Consider the following 21,008-nt stretch of genomic DNA (forward strand, 5'->3'; position numbering starts at 1 on the left):
ACTAAAGGTCCCTCAGTCCCATTCCAGGCCGCCGCGCCGCCACACGTACGCGTACGCGACGAAGACGGTGAGCACGAAGAGCAGCATCTCCACGAGCCCGAAGATCCCCAGGGCGTCGAAGGTGACGGCCCAGGGGTAGAGGAAGACGATCTCGATATCGAAAATGATGAAGAGCATCGCCGTCAGGTAGTACTTGATGGGGAAGCGCCCGCCGCCGGCCGGCGTGGGGGTCGGCTCGATACCGCACTCGTACGCCTCGAGCTTGGCGCGGTTGTACCGCTTCGGACCGATCAGCGTGGCCATGACCACGGAGAAGATCGCAAAGCCTGCCCCGAGGGCTCCCAGTACGAGGATGGGCGCATACGCGTTCACCGCTCCTCGCTCCTCTCAGTCGGCACTGACTGCTGGCGGTTGTGCAGGGGGCTCGACCGGCCTCAACCGCCCCACGAACCACGCCCGCCCCGGCGAAGATCGAGAACATGTGAAGCAGGTCACAAGCCCAACCGCTCCGCATCTTATGCCTGCGGGTCTGTGATCTGCGACACGGGGTATTGCACAACCTTTGTGATCTCCACCACCTGACGAACGATCATGAAGTCGGATGAGCGGTGATCTTCACACGCCAAGCATCCACGCGATCACCAAAGGTGACATTTTCCCTCGTCGGCGCAGCTCACGAGGGTCGCCTCCATATCAAGATGCTTCCCGCGCATGCAAATTGGTACGGGGGCAGATCTCTTGATAAAGGAGCGTTCACACCTCAGGGGGACCGGAGGGCGGGATGTGGACGTGTGCACGCGTTCACGAAGTCCCGGCGGCGCGATCCGGCCGTCGGGCCGGCCGCCGCCCCTTCCCTCGGTCCCGGCGGCCGGCCGGGACGCGATCGGCGCCCCGACGCACGGGCGCGGGTAATCGTTCCGTGACCTCCGCCACATTCATGAGAGGTCCCCGAGAAGAGGGATTGGCCAATCAGCCCAACCAGTGGTAAGCGCGGGGCAATTCGGACGTAACGATGAAAGTACGTGATCACGGGCCGATCACGGGCGCCCGCAATGTCCGTTAGGGCGTCGATAAAAAGCGACACGCCCGGGATTCGGAGCCTCGATTGAACAACTGTGGCGCAGCACACGTTTCTTGAAGATATGAAGCAGCGCCTGGTACCGGTTGTTCCCATGTCCCACACCGCTCACATACGCAGCCACCGGAAGCCCCGCCGCACCGCCCAGACCACGATGGCGATGCGGGCCGGAGTTGCCGGTGGCGTCCTCAGCACCCTGGCAGTGGCCGGGGCGTCGGGTTCGGCGAACGCCGCCGAGCCGGTGACGCAGACCCTCGAGCTGCCCACCCTGACGGCCGACCTGGCCGCCCAGGTCGCCCAGTCCGCGGACGCCACCCAGCAGGCCGCCGCGAACTACCAGCTGCAGGCCGAGCGTGACGCGGCCGCGGAGCAGGCCGCCAAGGAGGCCAAGGCGGACCTCGCCGTGGCCAAGAAGAAGGCCGAGGCGAAGAAGAAGGCCGCCGAGGAGGCCCGCAAGGCCGCCGCCGAGCGCGCCGCCCGCAGCGCCGAGCGCGCCGACCTCACCGCCACCGCCACCACCGCCACGACCGCCACGACCGTCTCCGCGCCGGCCAGCGGCAGTGTCGCGACGGTCATCGCCTTCCTCAAGGCGCAGGTCGGCGACGCCTACGTCATGGGCGCCTCGGGCCCCAACGCCTGGGACTGCTCCAGCCTGGTGCAGGCCGCGTTCAAGCAGGTCGGCGTCGACCTGCCGCGCGTCTCGCAGGACCAGTCGATGGCCGGAACCGACGTCTCGCTGTCCAACCTCCAGGTCGGCGACATCCTCTACTGGGGCGGCAAGGGCTCCGCGTACCACGTGGGCGTCTACATCGGCGGCGGTCAGTACCTGGACGCCGCCAACCCCTCCAAGGGCGTCGTCATCCAGGACCTTTCCGGCTACCCCGCGTCGGGTGCCGTGCGCGTGCTCTGAGCCGCGCCCCGCTCAGGGGCCGGAGGGCCGCTGCCGCTCGGGGGCAGCGGCCCTCCGGCGTCCCCGCACCCGGACCGGGATCGCCCGATTGCCCGAATCGTCCCACGGCTCGGGCGGGTTCACGGCGCCGGTGCGCGCCGGCGGAGCGCCGTACGGCCCCGTGACGGCCCCTCACGGCGCCCCGGCGCGGACGCCGACGGCCGGGGTCCGTCACCCGGACCCCGGCCGTCCACGGCGCCGCCCACGGCTTCGCGCCGTGCGGGCGCTCCCTCACGCGCTCAGGCGGCGGTCCCGCCCGCCTGCCGTGCCCGGCGGCGCAGCAGCACGGTCACGCCCGCGCCGAGGCCCAGCGCCAGCACCGCGGCCCCGCCGATCAGCGTCACCCCGCCCGCGCCGGTGGACGCCAGACCGCCCCGGAGGTCGCCGCCCCCGGTGCCGCCGGACGTGCCGGAGCCGGAGGAACCGGAGCCGCCGTCCTGCCCGGGACCGGGCGAGGGGGAGGCCGAGGGGGAGGCCGAGGGGGAGGCGGACGGCGTGCCGCCGCCGTTCCCGCCCGTTCCGCCGTCCGTCTGCTCGTCCGGGCCGTTGAGGACGATCCAGGCGGAGTCGTTCCCGTGGTCGGAGTCGAAGGGGTTGTCCCACTCCGGCAGCGCCACCTTGCCCCTGGCGTTCTCGACGACCCGGTCGACGCGCAGCTCGAACGGGTAGGCGAGCTCGGCGTCCTCCAGCAGCGGGGTGCTCACCCAGCAGCGGTAGCCCTTCTCCCCCTCGGCGAGGGTGATCTCCCGGCACTCCTCCGCGGCCTTGGTGACGGTCGCCCCCTCGGGGACCTGCACCGTGAAGGAGAAGGGCTCACCGCCGGACCGCAGGGCGCCGATCCAGGCCGGCCCGTTGTTGCGGAAGCCGATCTCCGCCGTGACGGTGTCGCCGGCCCCGGCGTCCAGCGCGGCGCCGGTCAGCTCCAGGTCGTAGGTGTTCGTCGTGGGCAGGTCCAGTTCCGCGTACCGGGAGTAGTCCGCGGGGTCGGCGCCGGGGACCTCCTCCAGCTCCAGGTCCGCTCCGGTGCCCTGCCGGTAGTCCTTCGCCTCGCGCAGGCCGGCCGCCTCGTCGGGGGAGACGGCCGTGAAGGAGTAGGTGAAGACGTCGTGCAGCGCGAAGTCCGCGGTGCGCACCTTCAGCGGCTCGGCCGGCGCGTACGCCGTACCGGCCTCGATGGTGTCCGGGAAGGTGCAGAGGACGTCGGTGCCCTGGCGCAGCAGCGGGCCGGTGGTCACCTCGGAGTAGGCGCAGTTGCCGAACGAGTCGGGGAACGACACCCCGCGGGAGCCGTGGAAGCGCAGCACCGCGCCCTCGGCGGGCATGGTGCCGGCGTTGAGCAGGCCCACGGGGGCCCGGTAGGTGCCGCCCGCCCGCAGCTCTCCGGGCGGGGGAAGCTCCCGGTTCAGGAACTCGGGGCCGCCCACGAGCACGTCGATGCTCAGCGGCGCGAACTCCAGCCCCTCGCCCTCGCCGGTGACCTCGATGCTGCCGAAGTCCCCGGCCTCGCTGTCGTCGTCGACGTCGAGGCGGATGCCGCCGACCCGGTTGTACTGCCGGCCGGCGTACAGCTCGCTGCCCGTGCAGACGGCGACGAGGCCGTCGGCCTCGCAGGGGAGCTTCACCGAGGCGACGCCCGCCAGTGCGGTGGCGTCGATGCGGATCGTGTAGTCGCCGGTGAACACGGGCGGGATGACGCCGTCGCCCTCGAACTCCTCCCCCGGGACGTCCAGTCGCAGGTCGACCTGCGGCTCCGAGGGGTCGCCGTTGTCGGAGCGCAGCGACAGGTCGACCCGGTCCTCGCCGGTGACGGCCACGGGGAGGGGCGCGTCGGCCGCCTGGGCGGCGCCCGCGGCACCGGTCGCGACCAGACTCGCGGCGGCCACCAGCCCCAGGGCCCTGAGCGGCCCTAACCGCCGGTTTGCCAGCTGTGTCATGGAAGGCTCTTTCGTCGTACGGGACGTGCCTGAGTGGCTACGTCCCGTACGACACCGGCCGCGGGGGAACAGTTGTCCACGGATGCGTCACACGATGATCACGATCGGCGTCCGGCCGGACCGGTCACGCCTTCGGCGCCACCTTGCTCAGGCCGTTGATGATGCGGTCCATCGCGTCGCCGCCCGTCGGGTCGGTCAGGTTGGCGAGCAGCTTCAGGGTGAACCTCATCAGCATCGGGTGGGTCAGTCCGCGCTGGGCGGCGATCTGCATGACCTTCGGGTTGCCGATGAGCTTCACGAAGGCCCGGCCGAGCGTGTAGTAGCCGCCGTAGGTGTCCTTCAGCACGCGCGGGTAGCGCTGGAGCGCGATCTCCCGCTGGGCCGGGGTGGCCCGGGCGTGGGCCTGGACGATCACGTCGGCGGCGATCTGTCCGGACTCCATGGCGTAGGCGATGCCCTCGCCGTTGAAGGGGTTCACCAGACCGCCCGCGTCGCCGACCAGCAGCAGGCCGCGCGTGTAGTGCGGCTGGCGGTTGAAGGCCATGGGGAGCGCGGCGCCGCGGATCGGGCCGGTCATGTTGTCCGGGGTGTAGCCCCAGTCCTCCGGCATGGACGCGCACCAGGCCTTGAGGACCTCGCGCCAGTCCAGCTCCTTGAAGGAGTCGGAGGTGTTGAGCACGCCGAGGCCGACGTTGCTCGTCCCGTCGCCCATGCCGAAGATCCAGCCGTAGCCGGGCAGCAGCCGGTCCTGCGGGCCGCGGCGGTCCCACAGCTCCAGCCAGGACTCCAGGTAGTCGTCGTCGTGGCGGGGCGAGGTGAAGTAGGTGCGGACCGCGACGCCCATCGGGCGGTCCTCGCGGCGGTGCAGGCCCATCGCCAGGGAGAGCCGGGTGGAGTTGCCGTCGGCGGCCACCACCAGCGGGGCGTGGAAGGTGACCTCCCGCTTGTCCTCGCCGAGCCTGGCCTTCACACCGGTGATGCGCCCGGTGCGGTCGTCGACGACCGGCCCGCTCACGTTGCAGCGCTCGTACAGCCGGGCGCCCGCCTTCTGGGCCTGCCGGGCGAGCTGCTCGTCGAAGTCGTCGCGCTTGCGGACCAGTCCGTAGTCGGGGAAGGAGGCGAGATCCGGCCAGTCCAGCTGGAGGCGGACTCCGCCGCCGATGATGCGCAGGCCCTTGTTGCGCAGCCAGCCGGCCTCCTCGGAGATGTCGATGCCCATCGCCACCAGCTGCTTCACGGCGCGCGGGGTGAGGCCGTCGCCGCAGACCTTCTCCCGCGGGAACTCGGTCTTCTCCAGCAGGAGCACGTCGAGTCCGGACCGGGCCAGGTGGTAGGCGGTGGTGGAGCCGGCTGGCCCCGCGCCCACGACGATCACATCGGCGGTGTTGTCGGAGAGGGGCTCGGTCACGGCGGGATCTCCCCAAGTTCGAAATCTGCGTGCCGACCGGCACTGGACAGGGGCAGTCTATTCAGCGGACGTGATCACCCGGCTGAAGGGCTGCCCCCGTGAACCGAGCTCTCCCCGCCGTACGGCTGCGGGTCCCCACCGACGAGGACGCCGTCACCTGGCACCGGATCTTCGACGACCCCGACGTCATGGAGTTCCACGGCGGCAGGGCCGCGGAGCTGTCGGTCTACGAGGAGCTCACCGCCCGCCAGCGCCGGCACGACGCCGAGCGCGGCTTCTGCCTGTGGAGCGTGCTCGACGAATCCGGGCGGGTCATCGGCTTCACCGGCGCCCAGCCGTGGGAGCGCGACTGGGGACCGACGGGCGAGATCGAGATCGGCTGGCGGCTCGCGCGGGAGCACTGGGGCAAGGGGTACGTCACCGCGGCGGCCCGGCAGACCCTGGAGCGGGTGACGGCGGCGGGCCTGAAGGGCGTGGTGGCGATGGTGGACGCCCGCAACTCCCGTTCCATAGCGGTCACCCGGCGGCTCGGGATGCGCCTCGCCGAGACGTTCACGATCCCGTCCTCCGCACGGGAGGCCCACTGCTACCGGCTGAGCCTCTGACCACGACGACCGGACGCCACTGCGGGTGGTCGATCGTCACGGAACGCCACCCGGTGCTTCCGGTGGCCCGGCGCCGGCTCCGCTCCGCCGGTACCGCCGGGGGACGACCGTCCGTGCGCGTGCCGCGCCCGGCCGGACCGATGGCCGTGGACGCCCGCGAGCCGGCCCGGGCGCGGGACCTGTCCGTCGTCGACCACGTCGTACGCCGGCATCCGCGGCCCGGCACGGAGGTGGCGCGGGACTTCCGTGGTCCACGTGTGGTTCGACCTCGGCGAGGGCGGCGGAGGGGCGCGCGAGCCGCGCGGACAGGCGCCGCCCGCGGGCGGGCCCCGGCGGGAACGGGAAGAGCCCGCCCCGCCCCGCGCCGTGGTGCTCAGCTCTCCTTGAAGCCCCGGTGCAGCGCCACCACGCCGCCCGTGAGGTCGCGCCACGCCACCTTCGACCAGCCGGCGCCCTGCAGTCGCCGGGCCAGCGCGGGCTGGTCGGGCCAGTCGCGGATGGACTCGGCGAGGTAGACGTACGCGTCCGGGTTGGACGACACCGACCGGGCGACCGGCGGCAGCGCCCGCATCAGGTACTCGGTGTAGACGGTGCGGAACGGCGCCCACGTCGGGTGGGAGAACTCGCAGATGACGATCCGCCCGCCGGGCCGGGTCACCCGGTGCATCTCGCGCAGGGCCGCGTCCGTGTCCTGCACGTTGCGCAGCCCGAAGGAGATGGTGACGGCGTCGAACACGTCGTCCTTGAAGGGCAGCCGGGTCGCGTCGCCGGCCGTGTACGGCAGCCAGGCGTTGTTCCGCTTGCCGACCCGGAGCATGCCCTGGGAGAAGTCGCAGGGCACGACGTAGGCGCCGGCGCGGGCGAAGGGCATCGACGAGGTGCCCGTGCCGGCCGCCAGGTCCAGGACCTTCTGCGCGGGCCGGGCGTCGACGGCCTTCGCGACCTCCTTGCGCCACCGCCGGTCCTGGCCGAGGGAGAGCACGTCGTTCGTCAGGTCGTATCGTTCCGCGACGTCGTCGAACATCGAGGCGACTTCGTGCGGCTGCTTGTCCAGGGATGCGCGGGTCACGCGCCCATTCTTGCAGCCCGCCCGCCCGGCAGGAGCGTCGGCTTCCGGCGCGCGGCCACGTCCTCGCCCCAGCCGCACGCGAGCACGAAGCCGCCGGTCAGGACCCGGGTGCGGTACGCCACCACCCGGACCAGGGCCACCGCGCGCAGGAGGCCGGAGCACCCGTCACGGCCCGGCGGCCCCGCGCGGTGCGTCCCCGTCAGCGGCCCGTCCCCGCCGGCATCCCGACCTCGCCCGTCCGCTTCAGCTTCTGCCAGCGCAGCCGGCCGCCGGTCAGGGCGGTGACGCAGGAGTGGATGAGGACGAGGTACATCATCTGCCGGTACGCGAACTGCTGCAGCGGCATCATCAGCAGGTACCGGTACTTCTCCCGGTCGAGCCGGAAGGCGTACGCGGCGCACACCAGCTGCACGCCCAGGACGGCGAGCCAGGCCAGCAGGGCCGCCCCGAAGTCGACGAAGAGCATCGAGTACACGGTGAACACGTCGATGAGCGGCGCGCACACCGGCGTGACGATCTGGAAGAGCACCACCAGCGGCATGCCGACCCGCCCGAACCGTCCCGAGGGCCCCTTGTCGGTCAGGGACCTGCGGTGCTTCCACAGCGCCTGCATGGTGCCGTACGACCAGCGGTAGCGCTGCGACCACAGTTGCCGCAGCGACCGGGGGGCCTCGGTCCACGCACGCGCGTGCTCCTCGTAGACGACCCGCCATCCCGCGCGGTGCAGCGCGATGGTGATGTCGGTGTCCTCGGCGAGGGTGTCCTCGCTCATCCCGCCGGCCTGGAGGACCGCCTCGCGGCGGAACGCGCCGATCGCGCCGGGGATGGTCGGCATGCAGCGCAGCAGGTCGTACATGCGCCGGTCCAGGTTGAAGCCCATCACGTACTCGATGTGCTGCCAGGCGCCGATGAGCGTGGAGCGGTTGCCGACCTTGGCGTTGCCCGCGACGGCGCCCACCGACGGGTCGGCGAAGGCCTGCACCAGGCGGCCCACGGTGTCCGGTTCGAAGACGGTGTCGCCGTCCACCATCACGACGATGTCGTGCCGGGCGCTGCGGATGCCGTGGTTCAGGGCGGCCGGCTTGCCCGCGTTCTCCTGCCGGATCACCCGGACGCCCGGCAGGCCGAGCCCTTCGGCGAGCTCCGCCGTGCCGTCCGTGGAGCCGTCGTCGACGACGACGATCTCGATCGGATGGGTGCTCCCGGCCAGCGACCGCAGGGTGTTCTCGATGCACTCCTTCTCGTTGTACGCCGGGACGATCACGCTGACCGGCCGGGTCACGGGCGGCCCCCAGCCGAAGCGGCGTCCGTTGCGCTGCCGGTGGTGGCGCCGGGCGAGGACGAGCATCAGCCCGAACCGTCCCAGGACGGCCGCGCCCACGATCGCCAGGCCGGCCGAGAGCGCGGGCACCGTCCACTCGGCGACGGCGACGGCCGCGAGGAGCGCCTTGCCCTCGTAGAGGGTCGTGCCGGTGGCGGGGCGGTGGGAGGCCTGGAGCTGATCGCCGGTGCCGGCCGGAGCGCCGGCGGCGGCACCGGGACCGCCCGCTCCGGACCCGCCGGCGGACTGCCGCTGCTCGGCCATGGCCCCGCTGACGGTGGTGAAGGTGTAGCCCTGCGCCCGCATCTCCTCGATGTACTCCGCCAGCGCCTCGACGGTCTGCGTGCGGTCGCCGCCGGAGTCGTGGAAGAGCACCGAGGCGCCCTCCCCGTCCTCCGGGGTGGCCCCTTCGACGATCTTCGCGACGCCCGGTTCCTTCCAGTCCTCGCTGTCGGTGTCGATGAAGACGCTGGTGTACCCCTCCTCGCCGAGCTGCTGGTAGACCTGCCAGCTGTAGTTGTCGACGGCGTCCGGCCCGGAGGAGTACGGGGCCCGGAACAGCGTGGTGGTGATCCCGGCCGCGCCCGCGAGCGCGAGCTGGGTCTGCTCCATCTCGCGGGTGACGCGGGAGGCGCTCTGGTACGACAGGTCGACGTGCGTGAAGGTGTGGACGCCGATCTCGTGGCCCCGGTCGACCAGGTCCTCCACGATGCCGGGGTGGCGCGACACCATCGAGCCGACCACGAAGAACGTGCCGGGCACGTCGTACTCCTCCAGGACCTCCATGACCTTCGGCGTCCAGGTGGGATCCGGTCCGTCGTCGAAGGTGAGCACGATCGTCCTGTCCGGGACGGAGGTGGTCTCGGCCTGCCCGCCGGGGAAACCGAGGATCGGGCCGCCCTCGAGGACCTCGTCGGGCACCTCGGAGGACGAGGCCCCGGTGCGGACCCGCTGGTCGTCGCCGACCTCGGCGCGCAGATAGCCGTCGAGGAGCATCGCGCAGGTCAGGGCGAGCAGGAGGAGCAGCGCGAGGAGGACCCGCGGCCGGTGCAGCGCGGCGGCCCGGCCGGCGGCGCGCTCGATACGGGTGGGGGCGCGGCGCCGGCCGCGCGCGGGGGGCGCGGCGGTCATGACGCCGCCGAGGGGGCGGGGACGGCGGTGGCGCTCGGCGCACCGGCCGGCGGGGACGGTGGTGCGCCGGTCGGGGCCGCCCCGTCCCCCGGGCCCGTGCCGCCGGGACCGGCCTGTCCCCGCCCGACGCCGAACGGCAGCAGCGAGGACGGCGTGGCCGAGGTGCCGATGCCCATGAAGGCCATGCCCAGCACGATCGCGTACCCGGCGCAGACGGCTCCCAGGAGGAGACCGATCCGGCGCAGCACCTTGGCCCGGCGTCCGGAGGAGTCGACGAAGACGGGTCCTCCGCCGGGCCCGTCGGGGCGTTTGCGGCGACGGCCGCGCCCGGCGGCGCGGCTCTCGATGGCAGGATCGGAATGCATGGCCCGGACGGTAAGGGCCTTTGTTCGGGAGGAACCCGGCGTTTCCTGTGGGTCTCCCGTGGAAGGGCCGCGAACCTCGCCGTCCCCTGGGAATCGTCCGGGAGCCGGACGCACATCCTCAGGGAACGCACAGACCCGTGTGCCACGGTGGCCGTCCACCCGCCCCCTCACGAACGGAACGAGCGCGATGCGCGGTCCACTGAAGTCCGTCGCCGGGCTCGCCCTCCTCCCGGCCCTGGCCCTGGTCGCGGCCACCGCGGGCTGCTCCGCCGGGGGCACCGCGCCGGACGCGGCCCCGGCGGACCCCGCCCCCTCGGCCTCCTCGTCGTCGGCGCCGGTCACCGCGTACGCGCCCTACGTCAGTTCCTCCACGGCCTCCGACACCGACGCGGCGGGCTCCCCCACGACGTACAACCTGGCGTTCGTGATCTCCTCCGGCAGCGGCTGCACCCCGTACTGGAACGGCGTCCAGGACATCGACGACGCGACCGTGACGTCCCGGATCGCGGGACTCACCGGGTCCGGCGCCGACGTCCGGGTCTCCTTCGGCGGCGCCTCCGGCGACGAACTGGCGGCCACCTGCGCCACCGCGGCCGAGCTGGCCGAGGCCTACGGCGCGGCGCTGGACGCGGCCGGCGCCACCCGCGCCGACTTCGACGTCGAGGGCGACGAACTCGCCGACTCCGCCTCCGTGGACCTGCGTTCGGAGGCGATCGCCCTGCTCCAGGGGGAACGCTCCGGCCTGGAGGTCTCCTTCACCCTCCCGGTCATGCCGTCCGGGCTCGACGGGGACGGCCTGGCCCTGCTGGCGTCCGCGAACGACCACGGCGTCCGGGTCGCCACCGTCAACCTCATGACGATGAACTACGGCGAGTCCTACGACGGCGACATGGGCGACTACGCCCTCACCGCCGCCGGGGCCGCGAACGCCCAGCTCCAGGACGTCTTCGGGCTGTCCGAGGCCGCCGCCTGGCGGGGCATGGCGCTCACCTCGATGCTCGGCGTCAACGACGTGGAGGGGGAGACCTTCACGCTCGAGGACGCGGCCGAGGTGCGCGCGTTCGCGGAGGAGAAGGGCGTCGCGTGGGTGTCGGTGTGGTCGGCCTTCCGGGACCGGCGGTGCGACGAGGACGCCTCCGCGGACGACCCGTTGACGGACTGCAGCGGGGTGGAGCAGGAGGACGGGGCGTTCGGGGAGGCGTTCGCGGGGTGAGGGCCCGCGCCGCCCCGGGGCCGACGCCGGTACGGGGCCGGCGCCGGTACGGGGTCAGCGCCGCCGGTACACCAGGCGGCCGCCCACGACGGTGGCCACGCACGTGGACGCGCCCTCCCGCACGAGGGCGTCCCGGTCGGGCACGTCGAACACCGCGAACCGTGCGGGTTTCCCGGCGCCGAGGCCCGGCAGCAGCACGAGGGGAACCGGGGAGAGCGCCGCGGGCCCGGGCAGTGCGGCCGGACGCCCCGCCAGGGCGAGCCCGGCCCTGCGCACCGCGTCCAGGGCCTCGCGGCCGCGCAGCTCACCGGCGACCGCGACCGTTCCGTGCGCCAGCATGCGCTGTACTCCGCGGCGTGCGCTGGCGCCCCGCGCGGACGGTCCGGCGGCCAGGAGTGCCCGCGCCCGCTCCCCGAACACCGGCTCGGTGCCGAGCCGGTCCGCCTCGCGCGGATCGGGGTGGTACGCCTGCTCCAGCAGTTCCGGACCGTAGGGGTTGAGCAGACCGGGCGTCAGGATGCCGGGCCACCGCCGCAGCCGGGCGTCCGGGTGGGCGGCGGCCAGGTCCTCGTACGGGCCGACGGCGGCGAGGTGCGCGCCGTCGACCAGGACGGCGGCCTCGGGCGAGGCGTCGGCGGTGTGGAGGGTCAGCACGGGGACGTCAGTTGGCGGACAGGAGCTTCAGCTCCGGGTGGGCCGTGCCGCCCTCGATGGCGACGGAGGAGATGTGGGAGACCACGCGGTCGTCGACGGGGTCGTTCGCCGGGTCGTCGTGCACCACCAGGTGCTCGTACGTCGTGGAGCGCTGGGCCGGGACCCGCCCCGCCTTGCGGATCAGGTCGATGATCTCCAGCCGGTTGGAGCGGTGCCTGGCGCCGGCGGAGGAGACCACGTTCTCCTCCAGCATGATGGAGCCGAGGTCGTCCGCGCCGTAGTGCAGGGAGAGCTGGCCGACCTCCTTGCCGGTGGTCAGCCAGGAGCCCTGGATGTGGGCCACGTTGTCGAGGAAGAGGCGGGCGATGGCGATCATCCGCAGGTACTCGAAGAGGGTGGCCTGGGTGCGGCCCTTCAGGTGGTTGTTCTCGGGCTGGTAGGTGTACGGGATGAAGGCGCGGAAGCCGCCCGTGCGGTCCTGCACGTCACGGATCATCCGCAGGTGCTCGATCCGTTCGGCGTTGGTCTCGCCGGTGCCCATCAGCATGGTGGAGGTGGACTCCACGCCCAGGTTGTGCGCGATCTCCATGATCTCCAGCCACCGCTCGCCGGACTCCTTGAGCGGCGCGATGGCCTTGCGGGGGCGCTCCGGCAGCAGTTCGGCGCCGGCGCCGGCGAAGGAGTCGAGCCCGGCGGCGTGGATGCGGGTGATCGCCTCCTCGACGCCCACCTTGCTGATCCGCGCCATGTGCTCGACCTCGCTCGCCCCCAGGCTGTGGATGACGAGCTGCGGGAACTCCTTCTTGATGGCCGCGAAGTGCTTCTCGTAGTACTCGACGCCGTAGTCCGGGTGGTGACCGCCCTGGAACATGATCTGCGTGCCGCCGAGCTCGACGGTCTCGGCGCAGCGCCGCAGGATGTCGTCGAGGTCGCGGGTCCAGCCCTTGGCGGTGTCCTTGGGGGCCGCGTAGAAGGCGCAGAACCTGCACGCCGTGACGCACACGTTCGTGTAGTTGATGTTCCGCTCGATGATGTACGTCGCGATGTGCTCCGTACCGGCGTACCGCCGCCTGCGCACGGCGTCGGCGGCGGCGCCCAGCGCGTGCAGCGGGGCGTCGCGGTAGAGGTCGAGTGCCTCTTCGGGGGTGATCCGCCCACCGGCGGCGGCACGGTCGAGGAGGGGCTGAAGGTCGGCCTTCTCGGTCACCGGTGTCCCTTTCGCGAAAGGTGTGGACGGACCGATCCAGCGTACGCCAGCGGCTTCGCGCGGCCGACGTCAGGCCGCGTACGCCCCGATCAGCAGCCCCGCGAAGGCACCGCTGATCAGGAAGGGCCCGAACGGGATCGCCGTCTTGCGCCCCGCCTTCCGGGCGACGACGAGGGCGCCCCCGTAGAGCGCCCCGAACACGAACCCGGCGAGGGTGCCGAGCATCACGGTCGGCCAGCCGTACCAGCCGAGGACGGCGCCCGCGCCGAGCGCGAGCTTCACGTCGCCGAAGCCCATGCCGGCCGGATTGACGAGGAACAGCACGAAGTAGCCGGCGCCCAGCGCGAGCGCGCCCAGCAGGGCGGTGGTCCACTCCCCCGCGTGCTCGGGGGCGAGGGCGGCGAGGCCGAGCAGGACGAGGGCGGCCCCGGCGAAGGGGAGGGTGAGCGGGTCGGGCAGCCGCTGCACCCGGAAGTCGACCACCGCCAGCAGCACCCCGACGGGCGCGAGCAGCAGCCAGACGCCCAGCTCGGGCCGGGCCCCGGTGGCGGCGGCGAGGGCGGCGCAGACGAGGGCGGCGACGACGGCGGGAGCGGCGCCGGGTCCGTACGGCACTCCCGCGCACGGCCCGCACCGGGCCGGTCCGAGCCAGCCGCCGACCGGGTGCCCCGCCGGGCAGGCCGTCCGCCACTCCTCCCCCGGCGGGACGGAGAAGCGGTAGGCCGCGCGGGGCAGCACCGCGCCGGCCGCCGCGCCCCACAGCGCGGCGGCGGCGACCAGCGCGACGTCCAGGTGGTCGGTCATCCCGCCGCCGCGACCGCGTCGCGCCAGGCCGGCAGCAGTTCGTCGAGCAGCGCCTCGGTGCGCGGCGGCAGCCCGCGGGCGCCTGCGCGGCCGACGAGGTCGGCGGCGAGGGCGGTGAGCCGTTCGGGGTCGTCGAGGGCGTGGGTGGCGCGCAGCAGTTCGTTCCACAGCCGCTCGTCGGCCGGGGCGGTGCGCAGCGCGGCGTTCAGCGCCTCGATGGCCTTCTCCGCGCGGTTCTTCTCCAGGTGGAACGCGCAGAGCGCGAGTCCGGTGTCCGCGACGAGCAGCGGGAGCTGGGCGTCGACGATCTCGTGGGTGAGCCAGCGGTAGCGGCCCTCGGGCCGGTCGGCGAGCAGCGGCCCGCGCACCAGCACCAGCGCGTCGGTGAGCAGCCGCCCGCGCACGGCCCGGTTGTCGACGCCCTTGCCCTGGGTGGCCTCGTGGTACAGCGACCGCAGCACGTCCAGGTCGGAGACGACGGACTTGGCGAGGGTGAGCCGTCCGGTGTCGTCGGTGCCGAGGCGGGGGGTGCCGTCGGGGTCGGTGCCGAGCCAGGCGCGCAGCCGCTCGACGAGCGCCTCGCGCACGTCGTCGGTGACGCCGCGCGGCCACAGCGCGGACGACAGCACGCGCGGGTGCACGCCCTCGCGGTGCAGGAGCAGCAGCGCCAGCGCCTCGTGGAGCAGGGCGCTGCGCTCGCCGTCCGGGGTGTCCAGGCCGATGATCTCGTACGGTCCGACCAGCCGCGCGTAGACGGCGGGCCGCCCCTGCTCGCTGATGTCGACGAGGAACGGCGGGGTGGTGCCGGGCCCGTCGGGTCCGTTCCCGGGACCGTGCTCGGGGTCGGCGTCGGTGAACAGCCGGACGACCGCGCGCTGTTGGTCGGCGGGCAGGAGCTGGGCGTCGAGTTCGAGGCCGAGGAGGGGGGCGAGCAGCTTGCCCTCTCCGGTGATCTCCATCTCCCAGGCGGCGCCCGGCAGCTCCCCGCTGCCGGTGCCGACCAGGTAGCCGATGCCGAGGCGGCCGGCGTCGGCGGCGAGTTCGGCGAGCGTGACGGCCTCCTCGGCGGACGGCTCGGCGGCGAGCAGCACCAGGTGCGGGGCCCAGCGGGTGTGCCGGGCGGGCCCGGTGCGCCCGGTGAGCACGGAGTCGTGTCCGGCGGCGCCGAGCGCGCCGCGCCGCTGCCGCGTCTCGGCCTCCATGGTCTCGATCAGCGCCTCGATGCCGTCGAGGTGGCGCAGGCGGCTGGGCGCGAGCGGGGTCAGGTCCTCGCCGAACCCGACGAGGGTGATGGTCATCCGGTCCGACCAGCCGTTGGTGGCCAGCTCGGCGGCGACGGAGGCGAACACGGCGGCCCGGTCGGCCTCGGCGCCGCTCAGCGAGACGATGCCGGGGACGGACTCCAGGTTGAGCAGCAGCCGCGAGTCGTCCATGGTGCCGAGGCTGACGAGGCCGGGGTAGGGGGCGGCGGTGTCGGCGTCCTCGTAGCGCTCGGCGTCGTCCTTGGCGAGCATCCAGAACGTCTGGTCCTGCCCGAGCCGCCAGGGCGCCGGCGGCTTCCCGGACGGCTGGGCCAGCTGGAGGTGCAGGTCGCCGTTGCTGAGCCAGGCCGCGTAGACGGTGGGCAGCGGGCGGGACTCGGCGGCGAGGGAGGCGGCGAGCCCGCGCAGCGACCGGTCGAGCAGCCGTACGCCCTCGGGGTCGGCGCCGACCAGCAGCGCGTCCTGCACGTCCTGGGCGTCCCCGGTCGGGGTGGGCGGCTCCATCCCGCGCCGCCCGCCGACGCCGCCGAACGCCGACTGCCACAGCGCCTGCCGGCGCCGGTGCCCGAGCGCGCCGAGGAGACCGGCGGCGAGGAGGGGCGCGGCGAGGAGGGCTTCGGGGAGGCCGAAGGAGGAGGACTCCCGGGCGGGGGCGGCGTGCTGCCGCTCCTGCTGGTGCCCGGCGTCGTCGTTCGCGGGGGCGGGCGCGGGGGCCGGCCGCTGCTCGGGCACGGAGGCGAGGGCGGCACCGCCGCCGCTGCCGCTGCCGCCGCCCTGTGCGTGGTCCCCGGTCCTGTCGTAGTCGCGGATCTGCTGCTGCACCTCGGGCGAGACCTCGGGAGCCTCGTCCGGCATCTCGACGAGGTCGCCGCCGCGCGCGTCGCCGGGCATCTCCATGATCCAGCCGGGCCGGATCAGACTGGCCTCGGACAGCTTGGAACCGTCGGGCTGGGTGCGGTCCTTGTTGAGCTCGAAGATCTCCTTGTACCGGCGTCCGTCGCCGAGGTGCCGCTCGGCGATCTCCCAGAGGGAGTCGTGGTGACGTCCCTCGGGCGGCTGGATCCGGTAGAACTTCGTGTCGCCCTGCTGCCGGGCGCTGCTGCCCGCCGCCGCTTCGGCGTGCGAGGCCTGCTCGGCGAGCGCGGCGGCGGTGCCGGCCGCCTGCTCCTGCTGCTGGGCGAAGAAGCCGGGGGTCTGCTGGGCGGCGGCCACGGCGGGCCGCTGGTTGCCCTCGAGGCTCTGCCCGAGCTGGCTGATCCCCGGGGCGAAACCGGCGGCGGTCGCGCCGACGAGCAGCAGCGCGGCGACGAGCTGACGGGCGAGCAGCTGACTGGGTCCGGCCCCGGGCACCCGCCCCGGCACCCCGACCCCGGACAGCGCGGCCTTCATCTCGACGAGCACGCACGCGGTGAACTGCGCCCAGGCGAGCCAGACCACGAAGGTCAGGATGGCGAGGAAGGTGTCGACGGAGACGTCCTGCTTGAGCCAGTCCATCGGCTCGAACGTCTTCGGGAACGGCCAGCCGGCGGTGACGGCCAGCGCGAACGGCACCCCGACGAGCAGCACGGCCAACGCCACGAAGGCGAGGAACGCCTTGACGAAGTCCCCGAACGACCGCCGCCGCACCCGCACCGGCTGCGGCGTCCTGTTCCTCGGAGCCGTCGAACTGGACGGGCTGGGACTGCGGCGTCGCGGCATGGCGGGTGTCCTGAAGTCGTCTGGGAGGAGGGTCTGCTGAGCCTACGGGGATCTTATTGACTCGAACGGCCGCAGTCGAAGGCCTCCTCCCGTCGCGACTTCCCCGACGGCACCGGCAGACCGGCCGATCAACCGCTGGACAGGTCCTCGGCCCGGGTGGCGTGAACGGCCCGCCGGGCCCAGGGCTCGAGCTGATCGAGGTCGGCGCAGGCCTGGACCCGCCCCTCTTCCCGGCCCTCCTCACGCACCTGCTCCGCCACCGGGTGCCGGAAGAAGTAGTGGATCGCCGCCATCAGGTCCCTCCAGATTTCCTTGGCCTGGTCGTCGATCAGGCACGAGTCGACGAACGCGACGAAAACCGCCGCGCTCTCGGCGTCCATGGTCCGCAAGGCGGTAGCCGGCGGTTCCAGTATGGCGGCAGCCCGTTTCCCCCGGCCATGCGTCATGGCCGAGAGCACGGCAAGCGGTACATCCCGCGCCGCCTGCTGTTCGTCCGTGATCACCGGCACGTTCTCCGGCCCCAGCACGAGTGGCCGAACGGTCAGCGAGTGCCAGCCGGGCAGTCCGAGCCTGATCGGCCGAGCCGCCCACCGCGCCGTGGCCCAGCTCTGAGTGATCACGATGAGAACCGGCTCGCAACGGTACTTCGCATACACGTACGACAGGTAGTACGCCCAGCTGCCCCGCTTGGCTTCGTCCACTTTCCCCTGCGCCTCGACGACCAGGAGGTACGCCCCCTCGTCCGTCTCCACGCGCATCAGCGTGTCCACGCGTCGCTCGACCGGCTCGATCTCGGTCAGGTCCGCGTTCAGCACCGCGAAGTCCCGCGGCTCGGGGAAGTGAATGTTCGGTACACGCTGCAACGCCCGCGTCAACAGCGCGGGGTCCTTCTGGAAGACGGGGAGTGCTGCCCCCGGTGTTCCTGGACACCGCCGAGGTCGAGCACCATGCCACGGCCCTGCGCGAGATCGTGGTCACGCGCGTTCCCGGACTGCTTCGGACCGCCGACTACGCCCGCGCGGCGTACACCTGCATGATGCCGGGCCTACCCGAGAGCGAACTGGCGCCTCGCGTGGAACACCGGATGCGGCGGCGCGCCGTGATCGGGGGTGACCACCCGACACCGTACGAGACGGTCGTCCACGAGTTCGCTCTCCGGGTCCGCGTGGCCGGCCGTCAGGTGACCCGGGCACAACTCCGCCGGATCCTGACGCAGATCGAGGACGGTCACGCGACCGTACGCGTCACCCCCACCAACCAGGACGGATTCGCCGGTGCAGACGCCTCGATGATGCACGCATGCGGCCCCGTGCCCCGACTGGACACCGTGCTCCGGGACTTCCCCACCGGAACCGCCTTCATCGACGCAGAACCTCAACTGAACCAACTCCGAACACTGTTCCGTAAAGTGGAGAAGGCGTCGCTGGACCCCGCGGCTTCGCTCGACTTCATCCACCACTTGACGAAGGAACTGTGAGGCGAGCCATGACTGAGCCCCTGCGCCGGCGGAAGTCCTCGTTCTCCGGCGGCGGTGACGGCAATACCTGCGTGGAGATCGCACCGCTGCGCACCCGAGTCGCCATACGCGACTCCAGACACCCCACCCGCGGCCCTCTCTCCTTCCCTGCCCCCGCTTTCCACGCGTTCGTCGAAGCCCTCAGGTCAGGCGGTGCGCCGGTATGAGCAAAGGGAAAAGCGACCTCGCGCTTCCGCTGACCGAGATGGAGGACTACGGGCGCCGCCTGCGGTCCCTCAAGACGCGGATGAACCACACCAAGAAGCTCTTCGAGTCCTACCGGGACGACATCGGTGACGGCAGCGTCAACGACGCGCTCTCCGACTTCGAGTCCAACTGGGAGGACGGCCGCGAGGACATCACCCAGCAGCTCGACGCGCTCGCGAGCATGTCCGACGCCGTGGTCCGCGAGTTCAAGAAGCTCGAGGACGAACTCACCAAGCAGGTCAACGAGAAGATGAAGGTCGAGGACAAGCGCGAGAAGAAATGAGCCGGGCCCCGGCCCGCGGACGGACCGGGACCCGGGACGGTGCTCAGAGCATCGTGGTGCGCACGGCGCCCTCGTGGGCCACCGAGGCGCCGAGACCGGCGGAGACGCCGAGGGGGCCCGCCTCGGCGTACACGCCCACGCCGACGGAGCCGTGGTCCAGGACGACGGCCGCACCGGCGTCGATGCCGGCGGAGACGGACTGTCCACCGGACACGTCGTCCAGGTCCGCGTCGGAGATCTCGGCGGTCTCGACCTGGGGGACGAAGTTCATAACAGGTCTTTCCCTTCTGTTTCGACGAATGGGAGCGGAAAGGCACGCCCGAAATCCGGAGTGGGGGGAATCCGGAGCAAGGGGATCGGGGAGCCGCTCACTGATCCAAGCACGGTGCAGAACGGCCGACCAGTGGCGCACGACCGACGCACACCCCGACCGCGCCGTCGAATCCATGAAGATGAAAATGCGGTCATGGAAAAGGACCGCACCTTCACGCTACCCACCGGTTACGGAGGGCATCCGGTGGCGCGCTCCTCGCACCCGGACCGATCCGCGCGCTCCGTCCCTTTTCCGTGCGGCCCCGCGGTGAACGGTGTGCAGGTCCGTGGAAGGTTCGGCGACGGTGCCGGCCGCGGCCTCAGCCGACCTCGTTCTCCGCGACCGCCCGCCCGCGCACCACCACGTCCCCGCCGTAGAACATGCCCGTGAAGACCGGCGCGTACGTCAGCCGCACCTCGACCTCCACCGCCTCCGCCGTCGCCGCCACGCAGCGCGTTCCCGCGATGTCCGCCCCGGACATGTCCATCTCGCGGGCGAACGCCTTCACCCGGGCGTCGCAATTCTCGTAGTTGATCGGCGCGGGACCGCCCACGTCGTCGTACAGCGCCTCGCGGTCGATGTCCTGGGCGGCGTAACGGGCCGCCTGCTCCGCGATGTCCGCCGCGCGCTCCCGCTTGGAGACGGACATGCCGCCGTCGATGACGAACGCCGCCAGGGAGAGGAAGACGAGCGCGAAGATGATGACCGCGCCGGCGCCCGAGCCACGGTCGTCCAGCCGCGTACGACGGTCGGACAGCCATGTCCTCGTACGTGCCGCTCTCACGCCGTCCTCCGGTACGGGTCCAGCGGCGAGCTGAAGCTCGCGGTCAGGGTCGTCGGGATGTCCAGGCCCAGCATGGCGAGGCCCCGCACCTCGCAGCTCACCTCGACCGTGAAGATGGTGTCCGGCTCGAAGCCCTGGCTGGTCTGCACGACGGACACCGGACCGGCGCAGACGTCCGCGAGGTTCGCCTCCGCCGCCGCCCGCGCCTGGGCCATCGCCGTGCCGTGGTCCTTCTGGATCGAGCCCGCACGGGCCGCGTCACGCGCAGCACCGTCCAGCGCGCCACGCCCGTCGACCAGTTGCCCGAACGCCACCAGGACGAGGATGAACAGGATCATCACCGGCGCGAGGATGACCACCTCGACGGTGGACAGACCCCGGTCGTCATCCGTCCCCGGCCGTCCGTCCCCCAGGGGGAACCCCATCTCTAGTTCTCCCCCTCCTGCACGAACCGCTCCACCGGCCCCACCGACTGCGCGTGCACCGTCAGGTCCAGGCCCGGGAACACCGTCGGGATGCGCGCCGTGATCTCCACGCCCACCGTGTCCTGCTCCGGCTGGAGCGTCCTCACGTCCGGCGCCAGCACCAGCTGCGGACCCAGCTGCCGGATGTAGCTGTCCACCACGCCCCGCGCCTCGCCCCGCCAGCCGCCCGGCCGGGCGTCCGCCGTCGCACGCGCCTTGCGCGCACCCGCCTGCGCCGCCGCCTGGGCGACGTGATCGGCGAAGAAGTACAGCGCGAACTGCACCGTCGCGAAGATCATGAAGAACAGGACGGGGGTGAGGAACACGAACTCGATCGCGCTCATGCCGGAATCGCCGCGGGCGGAGGCGGCCTCCACCCGTCGGCGTATCCAGCGACGTACCCGCACCGGCATCCCCGTGAGAGAAGTGACGGCCGTCAGCAGGTGCCGCTCGCCTGAGCGCCCTTGATGCAGTCGCCGACCTTGGTGGCGCCCTCGCTCAGCGCGGCGTTGATGATCGCGGCGACCACGCCGACGATCGCCACGACGACCGCCGAGATGATGACCCACTCCACCGCGGAGGCCCCGCGGTCCAGCCCGCCGGAGCGGGCGCGCTCCACGCGGGCCCGCATGAAGGTGACCAGGAAGTCCACGGCGGGAACGCCGGTGTGGAAGGTACGTCCGTTCATGACGCGTTGTCCTCTCGAATTCGGTTCACGGAAGTTCTGACGTACGGCTCACGGT

Annotated in this window: 22 protein-coding genes and 1 pseudogene; 6 read left to right on the forward strand and 17 right to left on the reverse strand. The window is 72.5% G+C overall.

Features of this window, described 5'->3' with window-relative positions:
* Positions 1 to 12: 12 nt before the first annotated feature.
* A complete protein-coding gene (locus ABTY20_RS09805; protein WP_003974383.1) occupies positions 13 to 372 on the reverse strand; it encodes an NADH-quinone oxidoreductase subunit A in 360 nt (119 codons plus the stop codon).
* Positions 373 to 1,142: 770 nt separating this feature from the next.
* On the opposite strand from ABTY20_RS09805, the gene ABTY20_RS09810 reads away from it, so the two are divergent.
* Positions 1,143 to 1,988, forward strand: coding sequence for a C40 family peptidase (locus ABTY20_RS09810; protein WP_351996450.1), 846 nt, complete (start codon positions 1,143 to 1,145; stop codon positions 1,986 to 1,988).
* A gap of 278 nt (positions 1,989 to 2,266) precedes the next feature.
* Here ABTY20_RS09810 and ABTY20_RS09815 read toward each other — a convergent pair whose 3' ends face one another.
* Complete coding sequence (locus ABTY20_RS09815) at positions 2,267 to 3,961, reverse strand: hypothetical protein (protein ID WP_351996451.1); 1,695 nt, start codon at positions 3,959 to 3,961, stop codon at positions 2,267 to 2,269.
* 124 nt (positions 3,962 to 4,085) lie between these two features.
* Entirely contained in the window at positions 4,086 to 5,369 is a 1,284-nt protein-coding gene (locus ABTY20_RS09820) for a geranylgeranyl reductase family protein (RefSeq protein WP_351996452.1), read from the reverse strand.
* A 98-nt stretch (positions 5,370 to 5,467) separates the two neighbouring features.
* Between ABTY20_RS09820 and ABTY20_RS09825 the strand changes: the two genes are divergently transcribed.
* Positions 5,468 to 5,974 (forward strand): GNAT family N-acetyltransferase, encoded by a 507-nt coding sequence (locus tag ABTY20_RS09825; protein ID WP_351996453.1) that lies wholly within the window; start codon positions 5,468 to 5,470, stop codon positions 5,972 to 5,974.
* 373 nt (positions 5,975 to 6,347) lie between these two features.
* On the opposite strand, the gene ABTY20_RS09835 is transcribed toward ABTY20_RS09825, so the two are convergent.
* Genes ABTY20_RS09835 through ABTY20_RS09850 form a run of 4 tightly spaced genes read right to left on the reverse strand, consistent with a single transcriptional unit; the run spans position 6,348 to position 9,860 of the window.
* Positions 6,348 to 7,043 carry a demethylmenaquinone methyltransferase gene (locus ABTY20_RS09835; RefSeq protein WP_351996454.1) on the reverse strand — a complete coding sequence of 232 codons (696 nt, stop codon included), beginning with the start codon at positions 7,041 to 7,043 and terminating at the stop codon, positions 6,348 to 6,350.
* Complete coding sequence (locus tag ABTY20_RS09840; RefSeq protein WP_351996455.1) at positions 7,040 to 7,183, reverse strand: hypothetical protein; 144 nt, start codon at positions 7,181 to 7,183, stop codon at positions 7,040 to 7,042. The genes ABTY20_RS09835 and ABTY20_RS09840 overlap by 4 nt, the downstream gene beginning before the upstream one ends.
* Before the next feature lie 59 nt (positions 7,184 to 7,242).
* Positions 7,243 to 9,495: a bifunctional polysaccharide deacetylase/glycosyltransferase family 2 protein gene (locus ABTY20_RS09845; RefSeq protein WP_351996456.1), complete on the reverse strand. Its 2,253-nt coding sequence runs from the start codon at positions 9,493 to 9,495 to the stop codon at positions 7,243 to 7,245.
* On the reverse strand, positions 9,492 to 9,860 hold the full coding sequence (locus tag ABTY20_RS09850) for a hypothetical protein (protein WP_351996457.1): 369 nt from the start codon (positions 9,858 to 9,860) through the stop codon (positions 9,492 to 9,494). Before ABTY20_RS09850 ends, ABTY20_RS09845 begins: the two co-directional genes overlap by 4 nt.
* Before the next feature lie 187 nt (positions 9,861 to 10,047).
* On the opposite strand from ABTY20_RS09850, the gene ABTY20_RS09855 reads away from it, so the two are divergent.
* Positions 10,048 to 11,073 (forward strand): chitinase, encoded by a 1,026-nt coding sequence (locus ABTY20_RS09855; RefSeq protein WP_351996458.1) that lies wholly within the window; start codon positions 10,048 to 10,050, stop codon positions 11,071 to 11,073.
* A gap of 54 nt (positions 11,074 to 11,127) precedes the next feature.
* On the opposite strand, the gene ABTY20_RS09860 is transcribed toward ABTY20_RS09855, so the two are convergent.
* The 5 genes from ABTY20_RS09860 to ABTY20_RS09880 form a co-directional block, all read right to left on the reverse strand.
* Entirely contained in the window at positions 11,128 to 11,727 is a 600-nt protein-coding gene (locus tag ABTY20_RS09860) for an imidazolonepropionase-like domain-containing protein (RefSeq protein ID WP_351996459.1), read from the reverse strand.
* Positions 11,728 to 11,734: 7 nt separating this feature from the next.
* Positions 11,735 to 12,934, reverse strand: coding sequence for a cyclic dehypoxanthinyl futalosine synthase (gene mqnC, locus ABTY20_RS09865; protein ID WP_351996460.1), 1,200 nt, complete (start codon positions 12,932 to 12,934; stop codon positions 11,735 to 11,737).
* 69 nt (positions 12,935 to 13,003) lie between these two features.
* Entirely contained in the window at positions 13,004 to 13,738 is a 735-nt protein-coding gene (locus tag ABTY20_RS09870; RefSeq protein WP_351996461.1) for a prepilin peptidase, read from the reverse strand.
* A complete protein-coding gene (locus ABTY20_RS09875) occupies positions 13,735 to 16,698 on the reverse strand; it encodes a BTAD domain-containing putative transcriptional regulator (protein WP_351996462.1) in 2,964 nt (987 codons plus the stop codon). Before ABTY20_RS09875 ends, ABTY20_RS09870 begins: the two co-directional genes overlap by 4 nt.
* 128 nt (positions 16,699 to 16,826) lie before the next feature.
* On the reverse strand, positions 16,827 to 17,573 hold the full coding sequence (locus tag ABTY20_RS09880) for an RpnC/YadD family protein (RefSeq protein ID WP_351996463.1): 747 nt from the start codon (positions 17,571 to 17,573) through the stop codon (positions 16,827 to 16,829).
* A gap of 23 nt (positions 17,574 to 17,596) precedes the next feature.
* Between ABTY20_RS09880 and ABTY20_RS09885 the strand changes: the two are divergent.
* The 3 genes and pseudogenes from ABTY20_RS09885 to ABTY20_RS09895 all read left to right on the forward strand — a co-directional run.
* A pseudogene (locus ABTY20_RS09885) lies at positions 17,597 to 18,175 on the forward strand (DUF5753 domain-containing protein); the annotation flags it as partial.
* A gap of 8 nt (positions 18,176 to 18,183) precedes the next feature.
* On the forward strand, positions 18,184 to 18,381 hold the full coding sequence (locus ABTY20_RS09890; protein WP_351996464.1) for a DUF397 domain-containing protein: 198 nt from the start codon (positions 18,184 to 18,186) through the stop codon (positions 18,379 to 18,381).
* Positions 18,378 to 18,704 carry a hypothetical protein gene (locus ABTY20_RS09895; protein ID WP_351996465.1) on the forward strand — a complete coding sequence of 109 codons (327 nt, stop codon included), beginning with the start codon at positions 18,378 to 18,380 and terminating at the stop codon, positions 18,702 to 18,704. Before ABTY20_RS09890 ends, ABTY20_RS09895 begins: the two co-directional genes overlap by 4 nt.
* Before the next feature lie 43 nt (positions 18,705 to 18,747).
* Here ABTY20_RS09895 and ABTY20_RS09900 read toward each other — a convergent pair whose 3' ends face one another.
* The 5 genes from ABTY20_RS09900 to ABTY20_RS09920 all read right to left on the reverse strand — a co-directional run bounded on the left by ABTY20_RS09900 (position 18,748) and on the right by ABTY20_RS09920 (position 20,953).
* Complete coding sequence (locus ABTY20_RS09900) at positions 18,748 to 18,975, reverse strand: hypothetical protein (RefSeq protein WP_351996466.1); 228 nt, start codon at positions 18,973 to 18,975, stop codon at positions 18,748 to 18,750.
* A gap of 361 nt (positions 18,976 to 19,336) precedes the next feature.
* Positions 19,337 to 19,801 (reverse strand): TadE/TadG family type IV pilus assembly protein, encoded by a 465-nt coding sequence (locus tag ABTY20_RS09905; RefSeq protein ID WP_351996467.1) that lies wholly within the window; start codon positions 19,799 to 19,801, stop codon positions 19,337 to 19,339.
* A complete protein-coding gene (locus ABTY20_RS09910) occupies positions 19,798 to 20,226 on the reverse strand; it encodes a TadE/TadG family type IV pilus assembly protein (RefSeq protein ID WP_351996468.1) in 429 nt (142 codons plus the stop codon). Before ABTY20_RS09910 ends, ABTY20_RS09905 begins: the two co-directional genes overlap by 4 nt.
* Before the next feature lie 2 nt (positions 20,227 to 20,228).
* The gene (locus tag ABTY20_RS09915; RefSeq protein ID WP_351996469.1) at positions 20,229 to 20,678 is read right to left on the reverse strand and encodes a TadE family protein; all 450 of its coding nucleotides are present in this window, start codon (positions 20,676 to 20,678) and stop codon (positions 20,229 to 20,231) included.
* Between the two features lie 23 nt (positions 20,679 to 20,701).
* A complete protein-coding gene (locus tag ABTY20_RS09920) occupies positions 20,702 to 20,953 on the reverse strand; it encodes a hypothetical protein (protein ID WP_351996470.1) in 252 nt (83 codons plus the stop codon).
* Between the last annotated feature and the right edge of the window lie 55 nt (positions 20,954 to 21,008).

Source organism: Streptomyces sp. NPDC126497 (assembly GCF_040302425.1).
Taxonomy (GTDB): Bacteria; Actinomycetota; Actinomycetes; order Streptomycetales; family Streptomycetaceae; genus Streptomyces.

Excerpts from the sequence above, each read along its gene's own strand:
- ABTY20_RS09920 (WP_351996470.1), bottom strand. The coding sequence starts at position 20,953 with ATGAACGGACGTACCTTCCACACCGGCGTTCCCGCCGTGGACTTCCTG.
- ABTY20_RS09895 (WP_351996465.1), top strand. The coding sequence starts at position 18,378 with ATGAGCAAAGGGAAAAGCGACCTCGCGCTTCCGCTGACCGAGATGGAG.
- ABTY20_RS09850 (WP_351996457.1), bottom strand. The coding sequence starts at position 9,860 with ATGCATTCCGATCCTGCCATCGAGAGCCGCGCCGCCGGGCGCGGCCGT.
- ABTY20_RS09845 (WP_351996456.1), bottom strand. The coding sequence starts at position 9,495 with ATGACCGCCGCGCCCCCCGCGCGCGGCCGGCGCCGCGCCCCCACCCGT.
- ABTY20_RS09900 (WP_351996466.1), bottom strand. The coding sequence starts at position 18,975 with ATGAACTTCGTCCCCCAGGTCGAGACCGCCGAGATCTCCGACGCGGAC.
- ABTY20_RS09915 (WP_351996469.1), bottom strand. The coding sequence starts at position 20,678 with ATGCCGGTGCGGGTACGTCGCTGGATACGCCGACGGGTGGAGGCCGCC.
- ABTY20_RS09810 (WP_351996450.1), top strand. The coding sequence starts at position 1,143 with ATGAAGCAGCGCCTGGTACCGGTTGTTCCCATGTCCCACACCGCTCAC.
- ABTY20_RS09890 (WP_351996464.1), top strand. The coding sequence starts at position 18,184 with ATGACTGAGCCCCTGCGCCGGCGGAAGTCCTCGTTCTCCGGCGGCGGT.
- ABTY20_RS09855 (WP_351996458.1), top strand. The coding sequence starts at position 10,048 with ATGCGCGGTCCACTGAAGTCCGTCGCCGGGCTCGCCCTCCTCCCGGCC.
- ABTY20_RS09910 (WP_351996468.1), bottom strand. The coding sequence starts at position 20,226 with ATGGGGTTCCCCCTGGGGGACGGACGGCCGGGGACGGATGACGACCGG.
- ABTY20_RS09870 (WP_351996461.1), bottom strand. The coding sequence starts at position 13,738 with ATGACCGACCACCTGGACGTCGCGCTGGTCGCCGCCGCCGCGCTGTGG.
- ABTY20_RS09815 (WP_351996451.1), bottom strand. The coding sequence starts at position 3,961 with ATGACACAGCTGGCAAACCGGCGGTTAGGGCCGCTCAGGGCCCTGGGG.
- ABTY20_RS09875 (WP_351996462.1), bottom strand. The coding sequence starts at position 16,698 with ATGCCGCGACGCCGCAGTCCCAGCCCGTCCAGTTCGACGGCTCCGAGG.